Below are 16223 nucleotides of genomic sequence, written 5' to 3'. Positions count from 1 at the left end.
CGCCCCTGTCAGGCCCGCTGCCAGCGATGCAGCACATCGCCGCCCAGCGACCGCAGTTCGACCAATTCGAAACGCGGGGCGTCAGCCAGCCGATTCAAGCCCAGCGACGCAATGGTCGGCAAGCCATCCCCACCCAGCGTGATCCCGGCACAATAGCCGACAAGCTGGTCGACCATATCCGCCGCCAGCAAACTTGCCGCCAGTTTCCCGCCACCCTCGCACAAGACACGGGTGACTCCGCGCCTTCCAAGCTCGGACATGACGTCAGCGACCGATCCCCGCAGATGCCACAAAGGCCCGTGCGCACTGTCCTCGGGCGGCAAGGGCGGCAGGTCACGGTTTGAAACGATCACGCGCACAGGCTGGCGCACCCGACCCAGACCGCGCACGTTCAATGTCGGGCGGTCTATGCGCGCCGTCTCTCCTCCGACCATCACCGCATCATGCGTCAGGCGCAGCATGTGGGCATGGCGGCGCGCTGCGGGGCCGGTAATCCATTGGCTTTCCCCACTGGCTGTGGCGATGCGGCCATCGAAGCTGCTGGCCAGCTTCAGCGTCAGCATCGGACGCCCGCGCGTGATGCGGGTCAGGAACCCCACCTGATCCCGGCCTGCCTGCCTGGCACAAATATTTTCGGTAACGCAGATGCCGGCCTGACGCAGCATTGCGTGCCCCCGACCCGCCACCCGCGGGTCAGGATCGGTCAGGGCCGAAACCACCCGCACGACACCGGCCCGCACCAGGGCTTCGGCGCAGGGCGGGGTCTTGCCGTGATGGGCGCAGGGTTCAAGCGTGACATAGGCAGTTGCCCCACGCGCGGCTGCGCCCGCCTGGGCCAACGCCATAGCCTCGGCATGGGGGCGTCCGCCGGGTTGTGTCCAACCGCGCCCAACGACGACGTCATCGCGCACCAGCACGCAGCCAACCGCAGGATTGGGCCAGGTATTGCCATGCCCGCGCCGCGCCAGCGTCAGCGCATGCGCCATGTGGCGATGATCGTTCATTCCTCGACGGCACCCGGGCGCAGTTCCGACACGAACTTGTCGAAATCATCGGCTGCCTGAAAATTCTTGTAGACACTGGCAAAGCGGACATAGGCAACGGTATCGATGCGCGCCAGCGCCTCCATCACGATTTCGCCGATGATTTTCGAGGGCACGTCCGTGTCGCCCATGCTCTCCAGACGTCGCACGATGCCGGAAATCATCTGATCGATCCGCTCGGGTTCGATCGGGCGTTTCTGCATGGCGATGCGGATCGATCGCTCCAGCTTGCTGCGGTCGAAATCCTCGCGCCGCCCGCTGGACTTGACCACCACCAGATCCCGCAACTGAACCCGTTCGTAGGTGGTGAACCGACCGCCACAGGCCGGGCAGAACCGCCGGCGACGAATTGCCACGTTATCCTCGGCAGGACGCGAATCCTTGACCTGGGTATCGACATTTCCGCAGAACGGGCACCGCATCCCTTGTTCCCCCTTGGCCACGATCACCCACAACTATAGGGCCCGCCAAACGGCTTGGGTAGCCCGATGATGGCGGCACAAGATACTGGTTTCGGGCCGTCCCGCCAATTGACGTAACGGCACGAACAGCCAGTTGCACCCAGACGCGGATTTGAGGAACACGCGTCTCGACAGACGGTTTGCGCCATGCAAAGGTCGCCACAATCGGCCGCGCAGAAGGCCGAGCAATGCGGAGGAACTCATGACTGAAACGACCCAGCTTGGCCGGCGCGCTTTCCTGACGCGCGCAACCATTGGCGGCGCCACCGCCGCTGCCGGGGCGGCCCTGGCTGCGCCCGCGATCGCCCAGGAAATGCCCGAAGTGAAGTGGCGACTGGCCTCGGCCTTTCCGAAATCGCTCGACACGATCTATGGCGGCGCCGAGGTGCTGTCCAAACATCTGGCAGAGGCGACCGGCGGCAAGTTCCAGTTGCAGGTCTTTGCAGCTGGCGAAATCGTCCCCGGCCTGCAAGCCCAGGATGCCGTCACCGAAGGCACGGTCGAGGCCTGCCACACCGTTTCCTATTACAGCTGGGGCAAGGATCCCACCTTTGCCCTGGGCGCGGCGGTTCCCTATGCGCTGTCGGCACGGGCGATGAACGCCTGGCAATATCATGGCGGCGGGATCGACCTGTTCAATGAATTCCTTGCGACGCACAACATCTTCGGTCTGCCCGGAGGCAATACCGGTGCGCAGATGGGCGGTTGGTTCCGCAAGGAAATCAACACCGTCGCCGATATCAAGGGCCTCAAGATCCGCGTCGGCGGCTTTGCCGGCAAGGTGATGGAGCGTCTGGGCGCGGTGCCGCAACAGATTGCCGGTGGCGATATCTATCCGGCGCTGGAAAAGGGCACCATTGACGCCTCGGAATGGGTTGGCCCCTATGACGATCAGAAGCTGGGCTTCTACAAGGTGGCACCCTATTACTATTATCCGGGCTGGTGGGAAGGTGGGCCGACGGTCCATTTCTTCTTCAACAAGGGCAAGTATGAAGAACTGCCCGATAACTACAAGGCTCTGCTGCGCACGGCGTGCCAGGCGACCGACGCCAACATGCTGCAGAAATATGACCATCTGAATCCGATCGCCTTGAAGGAACTGGTGGCGGCGGGCGCCCAACTGCGCCCCTTCAGCGCCGAAATCCTGGACGCCTGCTACAAGGCCGCCAACGAGGTCTATGCCGAGATCGAGGCGACCAACCCCGCCTTCAAGAAGATCTGGGAATCGATCAAGACGGTTCGCAACGACTGGTATCTTTATAACCAGACTGCCGAATATACCTACGATACCTTCATGATGATCCAGCAGCGCAACGGCACGCTGTAACAAACGGCATCGCAAGAATGAAAACCGCCGCGGAAATCCGCGGCGGTTTTTTTATGTTCGTGACCTCGGCAGAGCGGAAAAGGCCCAAAAATGGGCCTTTTCGTCGGCGTCAGTTGCCAGCTGCCGGCGCAGACAGGCCCGGAGGTGGGCCGGAAAGCGGATCGGCGGGATTGGCCGGCGCTTGTGAAGAACCCGGCGCGGAAAGGCCAGGCGGCGGCCCCGACAAGGGGTTGTCCGAGGACGGGTCTGCTGGCGCGGCTGTGGTCGAGGGGGCGGTTCCAGGCGCTGCCGGTTGAGCAAAGGGCGATCCGCCAAGCCCACCGAAGCCGCCAAGATCGCCCAATCCGCCGCTGCTTGGCACCTCGATCTTGACGTTCGAGGTATCGATCGGTGCCCCCTTGTAATGCATCACCAGGCCGGGGAAGGCCATCACGATCCCGATCATGACCAGCTGGATACAGACATAGGGAACGGCGCCCCAATAGATCTGCCCGGTCGTGACCGGCTGCATCAGCTTGCCCGTGACCTTGTCCGTGTAGGGTGCCTTTGGGGCGACCGACCGCAGGAAGAACAGCGAGAAGCCGAACGGTGGGTGCATGAAACTGGTCTGCATGTTCACCCCCAGCAACACGCCGAACCAGATCAGGTCGATACCCAGGGCATCGGCGGCCGGAGCCAGAAGCGGCACGATGATGAAGGCGAGTTCGAAAAAGTCCAGGAAGAACGCCAGCAGGAACACCAGAACCGATACTGCGATCAGGAAGCCGTATTCGCCACCGGGCAGAGAGGTCAGCAGATGTTCGACCCAGATATGACCATTCACGCCATAAAAGGTCAGCGAGAAAACGCGCGCCCCGATCAGGATGAACATCACGAAGGCCGACAGGCGGGTGGTCGCCAGCAAGGCCTGCCGGATGACGTCATAGCTCAGGCGCCCCTTGATCGCTGCCAGGATCAAGGCGCCGACAGCACCCATCGCGCCCCCCTCGGTCGGGGTGGCAATGCCCAGAAAGATCGTCCCCAGCACCAGAAAGATCAGTGCAAGCGGCGGGATCAGCACGATGATGACCTGTTGCGCCAGCCGCGACATCACATTGATCTTCAGAGACCGATCCAGCAACGCCAGGATGTAGATGGCGATGATGGCAAGCGCGGGGGCGAGGATATCGGCATCCTTGCCCGCCGTCGGGTGCAGCCAGCGGAACGCCAACCAGGCCATGACCAAGGTCAAGGCCAAGGCCACGAAAAGCGATGTCACGCCCGAACCCAGCGTCCGCGCCTCCTTGGGCAGGGCAGGCAGGCTGTTAGGGCGAATGATCGACATGACGAGGATGTAGGACATGTAAAGCCCGGTCAGGACCAGACCGGGGATCAACGCCCCCTTGTACATGTCGCCGACCGAACGTCCCAGCTGATCGGCCAGAACAATCAGGACCAGAGACGGCGGGATGATCTGCGCCAGCGTGCCCGAAGCCGCGATGGTGCCCGCCGCGATCCGGCGGTCATAGCCATAGCGCAGCATGATCGGCAGCGAGATCAGACCCATGGCGATCACCGAAGCGGCCACCACGCCCGTCGTCGCGGCCAGAAGCGCGCCCACGATGATCACCGCATAGGCAAGACCGCCCCGGATTGGACCGAACAGCTGCCCGATGGTATCCAGCAGATCCTCGGCCATGCCGGACTTTTCCAGCACGATGCCCATGAAGGTAAAGAACGGAATGGCCAGCAATGTCTCGTTCGACAACACCCCCCACAATCGCTCGGGCATCGCGTTCAGCAAGGGCCAGCTGAGATTGATCGATCCGCCCGACAAGGGTGCCAGTTCGACGCCGATCACAAAGAACAGAAGCCCGTTCGCAGCCAGGGCAAAGGCGACCGGATAGCCGAACAGCAGGAACAGCACCAGCGACGCGAACATGATCGGCGCCATGTTCATCGCAATGAATTCCATCATTTGCGCGTCTCCTCGCTGCGGGGGGATTCGTCCAGCGCATCCTGCATCTGGCGGACCATGACCTCGCCCTCCAGCGCCGCGGCCTCATGGTGCGAGACAAAGGGATTGGGATCGTCGATCAGGCCGCGCATCACCGCGATCTTCTTGATGATTTCGGAAATGCCTTGAAAGAACAAAAGCACGAAACCGATCAGCAACAACAGCTTGGCAGGCCACAGGATCAGCCCGCCCGAGTTGGTCGAGACCTCGCCGCTGTTATATGAGCGCATGACCCAGGGATAAAGGAACCACAGCATCAGTATGACAAAGGGCATCAGGAACAGCACATGCCCGATCAGATCGATCCAGTGTTGTGTCCGGCGTGACCAGCGCCCGTAGATGATGTCGATGCGGATGTGTTCGTTTTCCTTCAGCGTATAGGCTGCGGCGCCAAGAAAAGCGGCGCCATAGAGATACCATTGCAGTTCAAGCCAGGCGTTGGACGATGTGTTCAGCACCTTGCGGATCACCGCATTCGCGGCGCTGACCAGCACCGCGACCAGGATCAGCCAGCTGACATTCCGGCCGATGAATGTATTGACGCGATCAATGCCGCGAGACAGCCCCAGCAGGGCACCCATGACGACAAACCTCCCCCAAGTTGGCCGACCCGTTCGGGACGGCTGGTCGGTAGCCCCGACCTATTGATGTAATCGTGACCTATGAATGAAGCGTAAAAGCCATTCAAGGAAAACACATCAGAAAGTGACGAAGCGTCACGTGAACGCCACCAGGGTCAGCAGCACCGCACATTCGCAGGTCTGCTGCATGGCCCCAAGAACATCTCCGGTCTGTCCCCCCAGCTGTCGTTGCGCGCGGCGCATGATCCAGATGACCGGGATTGCTGCAACCGCGATGGTCGTCAGCCAGGCCATCAGCGGCCGGCTCATCATCAGGCATGGCCAGCACAGGATCGCGGCGCCCAGCAGAAGCGCCAGCCCGACGCCGACCATCGTGGGCCGGCCCGCCATGCGTCCCAGACCATCGCATCGCGCCGGTGGCAGATGCCACATTCCCAATGCCATAGCCGCCCGCGACAGCGCGGCGGCCCCCGTCAGCCCGGCAAGTCCAAGCCAGGGAGTGCTGTGCGCCAGAGCGGCAAGGGATGTGATGCGCAGGGCGCTCACCAGCCCCAGGGCCAGAACCCCGTAACTGCCGATACGCGAATCGCGCATTATCGCGAGGCGCTCGTTTCGGTCGCGCCCGCTTGCCGCATCGGCAAGATCCGCCAGGCCATCCTCGTGCATGGCGCCGGTCAGCATGATGCAGGCCGCGACCGCGAGCACCGCGATTGCGAAATCAGGCAGGCCGAGGATGCTTCCCCCCAGCACCACCAGGCCGCCCCCTGCCCCGACGACCAGCCCGACCAGCGGAAATGCCCAGACGGCCGCAGCCAGTGGCGGGGGTGGCGTGCGCATGAACCCGCCCAGCGGCAAGCGCGTCAGCCACACAAACGCGGTTGCCAGCCCCCGCGGATCGAACGAGTTCCGCAGATCCGGCGTCTTATCCAATCCCCGCCTCGGCAAAGGTGGCCATGCCGTTGTGACATTCCAGCGCCGCACGCAGCACCATCAGCGCCACGGCTGCGCCAGTTCCTTCGCCCAGTCGCATGTCCAGCGTGACGACAGGATCCTTTTTCAGCACGGCGATCAGCCTGCGGTGTCCGGGCTCGGCGCTTTCATGGCCGATCAGGCAGTGATCCAGAGCCTGCCGGTCATTCACGACCAGAACCCCGGCGGCGGCGGTGCAGATGAAGCCGTCCAGAATGACCGGAATTCCCAGTTCGCGGGCGCGGATCACGGCGCCGCAGATCGCGGCCTGTTCGCGTCCGCCAAAGCTGCCCAGGATCGAGGCCGCAGTTGCCGCACCCTTGTGACGACGCAGCCCGGCATTGATGACGGCTGCCTTGACCGCCTGCATGTCTGCATCGGCACCTGTGCCGGGGCCTACCCAATCCTCGGCCGTTCCGCCAAAGGTGGCTGCGGCCAGTGCGGCGGCGACGGTCGAATTGCCGATCCCCATTTCCCCAAGAATGATGGCATCCGCATCGGGATCGACGGCATCCTTGCCGGTCTGGATCGCGGCGACCAGGTCGGGCACATCCATGGCCATCGCCTTGGTGAAGTCTGCTGTCGGCCGCTCCAGGTCCAGCGCAACCACCTGCAATTCCGCGCCGGCGATCTTGCAAAGCTGGTTGATGGCTGCGCCGCCACGCTGGAAGTTGGCGACCATCTGCGCAGTCACCTCGGCCGGATAGGGGCTGACACCCTGCGCGGCGATACCGTGATTGCCGGCAAAGACCAGGGCCTGAACCCTGTCGAGACTTGGACGCGCGCGACCCTGCCAGCCGGCCATGAACACGGCCAGATCCTCGAGCCGGCCCAGCGATCCGGGCGGCTTGGTCAGTTCGGCCTGACGCGCCCGAGCAGCCTCGGCCGCAGCGGTGTCATACTCTTTCACGTTGTCCCTCTTTCTGGTTTGAGCCGCAGCGGCAGACCACTGACCGCCATCCACACCTGATCGGCAACCTCGGCCACCGCCTGATTCATCCAGCCATGCTGATCGCGGAAACGTCGTGCAAGTGCGTTGTCGGGCACGATGCCCAAGCCAAGTTCATTGGTGACCAGGACGACGGGGGAATGCTGGCGGGCAAGCGTCGCGCAAAGCTCCGCGACAGCGGCTTCGGGCTGGGTGCTGTCCAGGATGTTGGCCAGCCACAGGGTCAGGCAATCGATCAGCCGCACGCCCTGCCCTTCGGTGGCTGTCAGCGCCGCAACCAGATCCCGGGGCGATTCGAGCGTTTGCCAGTCCCCACCCCGGCGCAATCGGTGGCGATCGATACGATCAGCCATCTCGGCATCCCCTGCCTCGGCCGTGGCAATATAGATGCGGGGACCGCCAAGGCCATCCACAAGCCCTTCGGCCAGACGGGATTTTCCCGATCTGGCGCCGCCGGTCACCATGATGATGCGCGGTTCCTTGCTCATGACAGTCTTGTTTCACACGCGACGCGGCAGCGAAAGCCGGAAATCAAGCTTGCTGTCAGACAGCTTATCGGCAACACTCGCGCAATCAGCATTGCACACGCGAAAGTAGCAATGCGCAATAACATTCAGAGAGGTGCCCTATGACCCGTCTTTTCCTGACCACTGCGCTGGTAGCTGGCCTGGCCATGCCCGCCATGGCTGTCCAGCTGGGCGAAGGTGAAAAGCTGGCAGAAAACCAAAGCTATACCTTCTGGTTGCTGGACGCGATCAAGACGACCGATCCGCACAAGGACACCGATGTCGCAGGCTCGGATGTCATCCGCCAGCTGTTCGAGGGCCTGCTGAACGAGGACGCCACTGGCGCCCCGATTCCCGGCGTCGCGACGGGATTCGATGTTTCGGACGACAAGCTGACCTATACCTTCAAGCTGCGGCCCGAGGCGAAATGGTCGAACGGCGATCCGGTCACTGCCAATGATTTCGTCTATAGCTGGCGGCGCCTGGCCGATCCGGCAACCGCGTCCGAATACGCCTGGTTCATCGAACTGATGAACGTCGAAAACGCCACTGCCGTGGTCAAGGGCGAAAAGAAACCCGAGGAACTGGGCGTCAAGGCGCTGGACGATCATACGCTTGAGGTCAAGCTGACCACGCCCACCCCCTATTTCCCCAAGATGGTGACGCACGCCTCGACCTTCCCGGTCAATCAGAAGGTCGTCGAGGCCGAAGGCGACAGTTGGACCCAGCCCGGCAAGCTGGTCGGCAATGGCGCCTATGTCCTGACCAGTCACGATCTGGGCGTCCAGATCAGCATGGAAAAAAGCCCGACCTACTGGGACGCCGACAATGTGGTGATGGAAAAGATCAAGGGTCTGACCGTCAACGACAACAACATCGCCCTGACCCGCTATCAGGCCGGCGAGCTGGACCGCGTGCAGATCCCCGCCGGGCAATATCCGCGGCTGAAACAGGAATTCCCCGATCAGGCGATTTCCATTCCCTATGCCTGCACCTATGCCTATCTGCTGAACGTCGGCCCCAAGGGCCCCGAGGCGCTCAAGGACGTGCGCGTGCGCAAGGCGCTGTCCTATGCCATGCAGCGCGACATCGTTGTCGACCAGATCCTGCAAGGCGGCCAGAAGCCGGCCTATAACTGGACCCATTGGGCCATCGAAGGCTTCGAGATGCCCGAGATCGACTATGCCGGCTGGAGCCAGGCCGAGCGTCTGGAAAAGGCCAAGGCACTGCTGGCCGAGGCTGGTTATGGCCCCGACAAGCCGCTGAAGCTGACGCTGCAATACAACACCGACGAAAACCACAAGAAAATCGCCGTTGCCGCGCAGCAGTTCTACAAGCAGCTGGGCATCGACCTGACTCTGAACAACGTCGAATGGAAGGTGCATACCGACCGGATGCAGGCGGGCGACTTCGAAATGGCCCGCTATGCCTGGTGTGCCGATTACAACGAGGCTTCGACCTTCCTCGACTATTTCCGTTCGACCGGGATGAACTGCGGCAAATATTCCAACCCGGAATTCGACAAGCTGATGGACGAATCCAAGACGGCCGAAAACCCGAACGTCCAGTATACGGCCGCCGAAAAGCTGCTGGCCGAGGACATGCCGCTGGTGCCGATCTATCAATATGCCAAGGTCGACATGATCCGCGACGACATCAAGGGCCTGCCGACCGAAAACGTCATGAACGACTGGTATGCCAAGGACATCTATCGCATCCAGAAGTAAGCGCCTGGGGCGGCCCGCCATGGGCCGCCCCGTCGTCTATGTCCGGCACCCTGGTTCAGGAACCTGCACATGTTCGGCTATATTCTCAGGCGGTTTGCGGTCGCGATTCCGACCTTGCTGCTGCTGATTGTCATTTCATTCCTGCTGATGCATGCCGCGCCCGGCGGCCCCTTTACCCAGGAACGCGCCCTGCCCCCGCAGGTTCTGGCCAATCTGAACGCCAAGTACGGGCTGGATGATCCGCTGTGGCGTCAGATCGTCAATTATGTCTGGGGCATCATCGCGCATTTCGATTTCGGGCCCAGCTTCGTCTATCCTGACCGGACGGTGAACCAGATCATTGCCGCCGGGTTTCCAGTGACGCTGACCTATGGCGGCATCGCCTTCGTCGTGGCGGTCGCGGTCGGGGTGTCGCTGGGGGTCGCTGCGGCGATCCGCCAGAACTCGTGGCTGGACTATCTGGCGGTCGGGGTCTCGATCGGGGCGCAGGTGCTGCCGAACTTCGTGATGGCGCCGATCCTGGTGCTGATCTTTACGCTGTGGCTGGGGTGGTTGCCTGGCGGCGGCTGGGGCGGGCCGATCTACTGGATCATGCCGGTGCTTGCGCTGTCGACCAGCTTCATGGCCTCGATCGCGCGCATCACCCGCAGTTCGATGCTCGAGGTGCTGGGCTCGAACCACATCCGCACCGCCCGCGCCAAGGGCTTGCCGGAAAGCAAGGTGATCCTCCGCCACGCGCTGAAACCCGCGATGCTGCCGGTCATCAGCTATCTGGGCCCGGCCTTCGTGACCATGATCACCGGCTCGGTGGTCGTGGACATGTATTTCTCGACCGGGGGCATCGGACGCAGCTTTGTCGATTCGGCGCTGAACCGCGACTATGCGGTGATGATGGGAATCACCATCCTGGTGGGTGCGCTGACCATCCTGTTCAGTCTGGTCGTGGACGTGCTCTACGCCTGGATCGACCCCAAGATCAGGTATTGAGCCATGATCGACGCACAGAAAATGCAATCGCTGGCCGCGCGCCTTTCCGAGCCCGAGGTCAAGGGCCGCAGCCCCTGGGCCGACGCCCGCCGCAGGTTCCGCCGCAACAAGGCGGCGATGATCAGCCTGTTCGTGCTGATCCTGGTGGGACTGTTCGCGCTGTTCGGCAATTACCTTGCCGCCTGGTCGAACGAGGAAATGGACTTCTCGGTCATGGGCCAGGCCGCGCAGCTTGGCGCGCCCAGCTGGGCGAACGGCCATTACTTCGGCACCGATGACCTGGGGCGCGACCTGTTCTCGCGCACCGTGCAGGGCACCCAGGTCAGCCTGCTGGTCGGGTTGATCGGCGCCGGCATCGCCGTGATCGTGGGCACGCTTTACGGCGCGACCGCGGGCTATGTGGGCGGGCGCACCGATGCGATCATGATGCGCACTGTCGATGTGCTGATGTCGATTCCCTACATGTTCGCGCTGATCCTGCTGCTGGTGATCTTTGGTCGCAGCATGGCGATGCTGTTTCTGGGCATCGGGCTGATTTCCTGGCTGGACATGTCGCGCATCGTGCGCGGCCAGACGCTGAGCCTGAAGAACCGCGAATTCATCGAGGCCGCCCGCGCCACCGGCGTCCCCGCGTGGAAGATCATCCTGCGCCACATCGTTCCCAACCTGCTGGGCGTGGTCGCCGTCTATGCCACGCTGCTGGTGCCGCTGATGATCCTGTCGGAAAGCTTCATCAGCTTTCTGGGCCTGGGCGTGCAGGAACCGCTGACCTCTTGGGGCGCGCTGATTTCCGAGGGCGCCGGCACCATGAACTATGGCACCTTGTGGCAGCTGGCCTTTCCGCTGTTCTTCTTCTGCATCACGCTGTTTGCCTTCTTCTTCGTGGGCGACGGCCTGCGCGATGCCCTGGACCCGAAGGATCGCTGACATGGCGCTGCTGGAAATCCGCAATCTGAACGTGCGTTTTGCCACCACCGACGGCGAGGTTGCCGCCGTGAACGGTATCAGCCTGGATCTCGACCGCGGCCAAACCCTTGGGGTGGTCGGGGAATCGGGCTCGGGCAAATCGCAGCTGGCCTTTTCGATCATGGGGCTGCTGGCGCGAAACGGCCGCGCCAGCGGCTCGATCCGCTTCGACGGGGCCGAGATCCTGAACGCCCCGCCCAAGGTGCTGAACGCCATCCGCGCCGAACATATCGCGATGGTGTTCCAGGACCCGATGACCAGCCTGAACCCCTATATGCGGGTGTCCGACCAGATGGCCGAGGTGCTGATGCTGCACAAGGGCATGGGCAAGGCCCAGGCCGTGGCCGAGGCGGTGCGGATGCTGGACGCGGTGCGTATCCCGGACGCTGCCGGCCGGGTGCGACTGTATCCCCACGAATTTTCCGGCGGCATGCGGCAGCGGGTGATGATCGCCATGGCCCTGCTATGCCGGCCCGAGGTTCTGATCGCCGACGAGCCCACCACTGCCCTGGATGTGACGGTGCAGGCGCAGATCATGGAATTGCTGGCCGATCTTCAGCGCGAATTCGGCATGGCGATGATCCTGATCACCCACGATCTTGGCGTGGTGGCCGGTTCCTGCGAACGGGTGATGGTGATGTATGGCGGTCAGGTGATGGAACGCGCGCCCGTCGATCCGCTGTTCGCCGATCCGGCACACCCTTATTCCCAGGGGTTGCTGGCCGCGATTCCCCGCGTCGATCAGAAGGGCGAGCGGCTGTCGGCCATTCCCGGCAGCCCGCCCAACATGACCAATCCGCCGCCCGGCTGCCCCTTTGCGCCGCGCTGTGCCTATGTGATGCCGGTCTGCGACAGCATGCCGCCGTTGCAGGCATTTGCGCCGGGCCGCGAACGCGCCTGCCACGCGCCGCTGGAACAGGTGCGTGCCGGCCATGCGCCGCAGCCCGACCTGCCCGAGCCCGCGGCCGCCGATCTGCTTGATACCCCGCACGATCATCTGCCCCAGGGTGCCGTGGCCGGCGCCGGCATGGCAGGCACAACGCAGGAGTCGGGACATGACCGCTAAGCCGTTGCTGTCGGCGCGCGATCTGCGCGTCACCTTCACCATCCCGGCGCCCGGCGGCCTGCCCTGGACCCCGCCGCGACAGCTGCATGCGGTGGGCGGCGTCGATTTCGACCTGATGCCGGGTGAAACCCTGGGCATCGTCGGGGAATCGGGGTCGGGCAAATCGACCTTGGCGCGGGCGCTGATCGGCCTGGTGCCCGCGACCGGCAAGGCGATCTGGCAGGACGGCACCGATCTGGTCGGCCTGTCGGCCCGACAGATGCTGCGCTATCGCAGCGAAATCCAGATGGTGTTCCAGGACCCGCTGGCCAGCCTGAACCCGCGCATGACCGTGGGACAGATCATCGCCGAGCCGCTGACCACCCATCACAAGGACCTGTCGCGCGACGAGATCAAGCGCCGCGTCAAGGACATGATGGACCGCGTCGGCCTGCTGCCCAACCAGATCAACCGTTATCCGCACGAATTTTCCGGCGGCCAGTGCCAGCGCATCGGCATCGCCCGCGCACTGATCGTCGAACCGCGGCTGGTGATCTGCGACGAACCGGTCTCGGCACTGGATGTTTCGATCCAGGCGCAGGTCATCAACCTGCTGGACGATCTGCAGCGCGATCTGGGTCTGGCGTTGATCTTCATTGCTCATGACCTTTCGGTGGTGAAGCACATCAGCGACCGGGTGCTGGTGATGTATCTGGGCCGGGTGATGGAACTGGCCGAGGCCGCGTCGCTGTATGACGACCCCCAGCATCCCTATACCCAGGCGCTGATGTCGGCGGTGCCGATCCCCGACCCCGAGCTCGAGCGCAACAAGCGGATGATTCCGCTGCGCGGCGAACTGCCCTCGCCCATGCGGCCGCCGTCGGGATGCGTGTTCCGTACCCGCTGCCCGCGGGCCCAGGACATCTGCGCGGCCGAGCGGCCGGAACTGCGGGGCGGCGCACATCTGACGGCCTGCCATTTCCCCGGCGCCATGCGCCCCGAGGAACTGGCCGCCGCCGGCGTCTAGGTCTGACCGCTGGCCAGCAGGCGGGCCATTTCGGCCCGCAGCTCGGCGATCTCGAACGGTTTGGCGATGAAGCCATCGGCGCCCAGCGCCAGCCCCTTGCGCCGTTCGACCACCGAGCCGCGCGCGGTCATCAACAGCACGCGCACCTCGCGCAGCTGGGCATCGGCGCGCATGGCGGTGACGATCTCGTAACCCGACAGATCGGGCAGCATCACGTCAAGCAGCACCAGATCGGGGCGGCGGCGGTGCATCTCTGCCAGGGCACCGCCGCCGCTGGCCAGACGGCGCGGGCTGTGGCCCGCGCGCGTCATCAGGAATTCCAGCGCGGTGGCGATGTTGTCCTCGTCCTCGACGATCAGGATGTCTGCCATCTGTCCCATCCGCGCAAGGTGATGCGCGGCCCGCCAGAGGCGACGGGCCACGCCTGGGTGTCAATGCGCCGATGCCTCGGCCGCGCCGATGCCGGTTTCCGACCGCACCTGCTGGGCCAGGTAGCCCGCGCGATCGATCCGGGCGCGCTGGCTGTTGTCCAGCTTGGAAAACAGCCAGATGCCGACAAAGGCCAGGGTCATCGAGAACAGCGCCGGCGAGGTATAGGGGAACGGCGCCGATCCTTCGGGATAGCCCAGCGTCGCTTCCCAGACCGACGGCGACAGCACCGTCAGCACCACCGACGAGATCAGCCCCAGAAAGCCGCCGATCACCGCGCCGCGGGTGGTGCAATCCTTCCACAGCACCGACATGAACAGCACCGGGAAGTTCGCCGAGGCCGCGACCGCAAAGGCCAGCGACACCATGAAGGCGATGTTCTGGTTCTTGAAGGCGATGCCCAGAACCACCGCGATCACGCCCAGGGCAATGGTGGTCATGCGCGATACCCGCAGTTCGCTGCCGGCGGGCGGATTGCCCTTCTTGATGACGGTTGCGTAAAGGTCGTGGCTGACTGCCGATGCCCCCGACAGCGTCAGACCCGCGACCACCGCCAGGATGGTGGCGAAGGCCACGGCCGAGATGAATCCCAGGAACACGTTGCCGCCGACCGCATGGGCCAGATGCACCGCCGCCATGTTGTTGCCGCCGACCAGCTTGCCATCCGCCCCGACGAAATCGGGATTGGTCAGCACGAAGGTGATGGCGCCAAAGCCGATGATGAAGGTCAGCAGGTAGAAATAGCCGATCCAGCCGGTCGCCCACATCACCGACTTGCGCGCCTCTTTCGCGCTGGGAACGGTAAAGAACCGCATCAGGATATGCGGCAGGCCGGCGGTGCCGAACATCAGCGCCATGCCGAAGCTGATGGCCGAGATCGGATCCTTGATGAAGGTGCCCGGCGCCATGATCGACTGGCCGGCGGCGGCGGCCTCCTCGGCGGTCTTGCCCGAGGCAGTAGCCAGGTCGGCCTTGATCCGCACGGCTTCGGCAAACATCGCCTCGGGGCTGAAGCCGAACTTCCACATCACCATGAAGGCCATGAAGGACGCCCCGCCCAGCAGCAGGCAGGCCTTGATGATCTGCACCCAGGTGGTTGCCGTCATGCCGCCGAACAGCACATAAATCATCATCAGCGCGCCGACGATGACCACGGCCATCCAGTAATCCAGCCCGAACAGCAGCTGGATCAGCGACCCCGCCCCCACCATCTGCGCGATCAGGTAAAATGCGACCACGACCAGCGTCCCCGAGGCGGCAAAGATGCGCACCGGCGTCTGCGCAAACCGGAAGGCGGCGACATCGGCAAAGGTGAACTTGCCCAGGTTGCGCAGCCGCTCTGCCATCAGAAAGGTCAGGATCGGCCAGCCGACCAGAAAGCCGATCGAATAGATCAGACCATCATAGCCCGAGGTCATCACTGCCGCGGAAATTCCCAGAAAGGATGCCGCCGACATGTAGTCGCCTGCGATGGCCAGGCCGTTCTGAAAGCCCGAGATGCCGCCACCGGCAGTATAGAAATCCGCCGCCGACTTGGTCTTGGCGGCGGCCCATTTCGTGATGAAAAGTGTTGCGACGACGAATGCCCCGAACATGATGATGGCGGTCCAGTTAGTCGCCTGTTTCGTGCCGCCCTGGATCACGTCAGCCAAGGCCAGCCCCGGGGCCAGCATCAACGCCGCAGCCGCGGCACAGGTTTTCTGCAACGGCTTCATTTCAGCGCCTCCCGCTTGATCTTGTCGCTCAGCTCGTCGAATTCGCTGTTGGCGCGTCGGACATAAATGCCTGTTACCAGGATGGTGAACAGGATGACGCCAAAACCGATCGGGATACCCAGCGTGGTCACCCCCGAACCCAGCCGGGTAGCCAGGAACTCCTTGTCGAAGGCGATCAGCAGGATATAGCCGTAATAGACGACCAGCATCGCGATGGTCAGCATCCACCCGAAACGGGATCGTCTTTCTGTCAGCGCCTTGTAGTTCGGATCAGCGGCAATGCGCCGGACCAAGCTGTCTTCCATGGTTTCGAGTCCTCCCACTCGCACAAGGGTCATTGCTTCGCCGGGGCGGCGCAGGCAGCTGCGCCGCCGATTGGCGGATTGTCGAGGTTGTCAGGCGGCACAGGGCTGCCTTCGCCCGGCCGAGATCGCTGCGCGTCCCGACACTCGGGGCGCGGGGCAGTCAGGCTGGTCCCGGCGCGCCGCGCCGGGG

Annotated in this window: 16 protein-coding genes; 6 read left to right on the top strand and 10 right to left on the bottom strand. The window is 63.6% G+C overall.

Annotated features, from left to right (window positions below; genetic code table 11):
* Positions 1-8: 8 nt before the first annotated feature.
* Positions 9-986 carry a bifunctional diaminohydroxyphosphoribosylaminopyrimidine deaminase/5-amino-6-(5-phosphoribosylamino)uracil reductase RibD gene (gene ribD / locus GB880_RS11465; protein ID WP_154490327.1) on the bottom strand — a complete coding sequence of 326 codons (978 nt, stop codon included), beginning with the start codon at positions 984-986 and terminating at the stop codon, positions 9-11.
* A 14-nt stretch (positions 987-1000) separates the two neighbouring features.
* The gene (gene nrdR, locus GB880_RS11460; protein ID WP_154490245.1) at positions 1001-1465 is read right to left on the bottom strand and encodes a transcriptional regulator NrdR; all 465 of its coding nucleotides are present in this window, start codon (positions 1463-1465) and stop codon (positions 1001-1003) included.
* A gap of 241 nt (positions 1466-1706) precedes the next feature.
* Here nrdR and GB880_RS11455 point away from each other — a divergent pair, with 241 nt between their 5' ends.
* A complete protein-coding gene (locus GB880_RS11455; RefSeq protein WP_154490247.1) occupies positions 1707-2831 on the top strand; it encodes a TRAP transporter substrate-binding protein in 1125 nt (374 codons plus the stop codon).
* Between the two features lie 109 nt (positions 2832-2940).
* On the opposite strand, the gene GB880_RS11450 is transcribed toward GB880_RS11455, so the two are convergent.
* The 5 genes from GB880_RS11450 to cobU form a co-directional block, all read right to left on the bottom strand.
* A complete protein-coding gene (locus tag GB880_RS11450; protein WP_154490249.1) occupies positions 2941-4788 on the bottom strand; it encodes a TRAP transporter large permease in 1848 nt (615 codons plus the stop codon).
* Positions 4785-5408 (bottom strand): TRAP transporter small permease subunit, encoded by a 624-nt coding sequence (locus GB880_RS11445; RefSeq protein ID WP_154490251.1) that lies wholly within the window; start codon positions 5406-5408, stop codon positions 4785-4787. Before GB880_RS11445 ends, GB880_RS11450 begins: the two co-directional genes overlap by 4 nt.
* Positions 5409-5543: 135 nt before the next feature.
* Complete coding sequence (locus tag GB880_RS11440) at positions 5544-6245, bottom strand: adenosylcobinamide-GDP ribazoletransferase (RefSeq protein WP_154490329.1); 702 nt, start codon at positions 6243-6245, stop codon at positions 5544-5546.
* 85 nt (positions 6246-6330) lie between these two features.
* Positions 6331-7287, bottom strand: coding sequence for a nicotinate-nucleotide--dimethylbenzimidazole phosphoribosyltransferase (cobT, locus tag GB880_RS11435; protein WP_263467146.1), 957 nt, complete (start codon positions 7285-7287; stop codon positions 6331-6333).
* A complete protein-coding gene (cobU, locus tag GB880_RS11430) occupies positions 7284-7814 on the bottom strand; it encodes a bifunctional adenosylcobinamide kinase/adenosylcobinamide-phosphate guanylyltransferase (RefSeq protein WP_154490255.1) in 531 nt (176 codons plus the stop codon). Before cobU ends, cobT begins: the two co-directional genes overlap by 4 nt.
* A 140-nt stretch (positions 7815-7954) precedes the next feature.
* Here cobU and GB880_RS11425 point away from each other — a divergent pair, with 140 nt between their 5' ends.
* The 5 genes from GB880_RS11425 (at position 7955) to GB880_RS11405 (ending at position 13584) form a co-directional block, all read left to right on the top strand.
* On the top strand, positions 7955-9559 hold the full coding sequence (locus tag GB880_RS11425; protein ID WP_263467145.1) for a peptide ABC transporter substrate-binding protein: 1605 nt from the start codon (positions 7955-7957) through the stop codon (positions 9557-9559).
* 69 nt (positions 9560-9628) lie between these two features.
* Positions 9629-10546, top strand: a complete 918-nt coding sequence (oppB, locus tag GB880_RS11420) for an oligopeptide ABC transporter permease OppB (protein ID WP_154490259.1) — start codon at positions 9629-9631, stop codon at positions 10544-10546.
* Positions 10547-10549: 3 nt separating this feature from the next.
* Positions 10550-11473, top strand: a complete 924-nt coding sequence (locus tag GB880_RS11415; protein ID WP_263467144.1) for an ABC transporter permease subunit — start codon at positions 10550-10552, stop codon at positions 11471-11473.
* Position 11474: 1 nt separating this feature from the next.
* Positions 11475-12578 (top strand): oligopeptide/dipeptide ABC transporter ATP-binding protein, encoded by a 1104-nt coding sequence (locus GB880_RS11410; protein WP_154490263.1) that lies wholly within the window; start codon positions 11475-11477, stop codon positions 12576-12578.
* Positions 12568-13584: an oligopeptide/dipeptide ABC transporter ATP-binding protein gene (locus GB880_RS11405; RefSeq protein ID WP_154490265.1), complete on the top strand. Its 1017-nt coding sequence runs from the start codon at positions 12568-12570 to the stop codon at positions 13582-13584. The genes GB880_RS11410 and GB880_RS11405 overlap by 11 nt, the downstream gene beginning before the upstream one ends.
* On the opposite strand, the gene GB880_RS11400 is transcribed toward GB880_RS11405, so the two are convergent.
* Genes GB880_RS11400 through GB880_RS11390 form a run of 3 tightly spaced genes read right to left on the bottom strand, consistent with a single transcriptional unit; the run spans position 13581 to position 16033 of the window.
* Positions 13581-13955: a response regulator transcription factor gene (locus GB880_RS11400; protein WP_154490267.1), complete on the bottom strand. Its 375-nt coding sequence runs from the start codon at positions 13953-13955 to the stop codon at positions 13581-13583. The two genes, GB880_RS11405 and GB880_RS11400, sit on opposite strands and share 4 nt — an antisense overlap.
* A gap of 60 nt (positions 13956-14015) precedes the next feature.
* Positions 14016-15728 (bottom strand): cation acetate symporter, encoded by a 1713-nt coding sequence (locus tag GB880_RS11395; protein WP_154490269.1) that lies wholly within the window; start codon positions 15726-15728, stop codon positions 14016-14018.
* Entirely contained in the window at positions 15725-16033 is a 309-nt protein-coding gene (locus GB880_RS11390; RefSeq protein WP_154490271.1) for a DUF485 domain-containing protein, read from the bottom strand. The genes GB880_RS11395 and GB880_RS11390 overlap by 4 nt, the downstream gene beginning before the upstream one ends.
* Positions 16034-16223 lie beyond the last annotated feature (190 nt).

This window comes from Paracoccus sp. SMMA_5_TC (genome assembly GCF_009696685.2).
Taxonomy (GTDB): Bacteria; Pseudomonadota; Alphaproteobacteria; order Rhodobacterales; family Rhodobacteraceae; genus Paracoccus.
The sequence above is the reverse complement of the archived record's forward strand: the minus strand, read 5'-3'. Positions and strand labels throughout refer to the sequence as shown.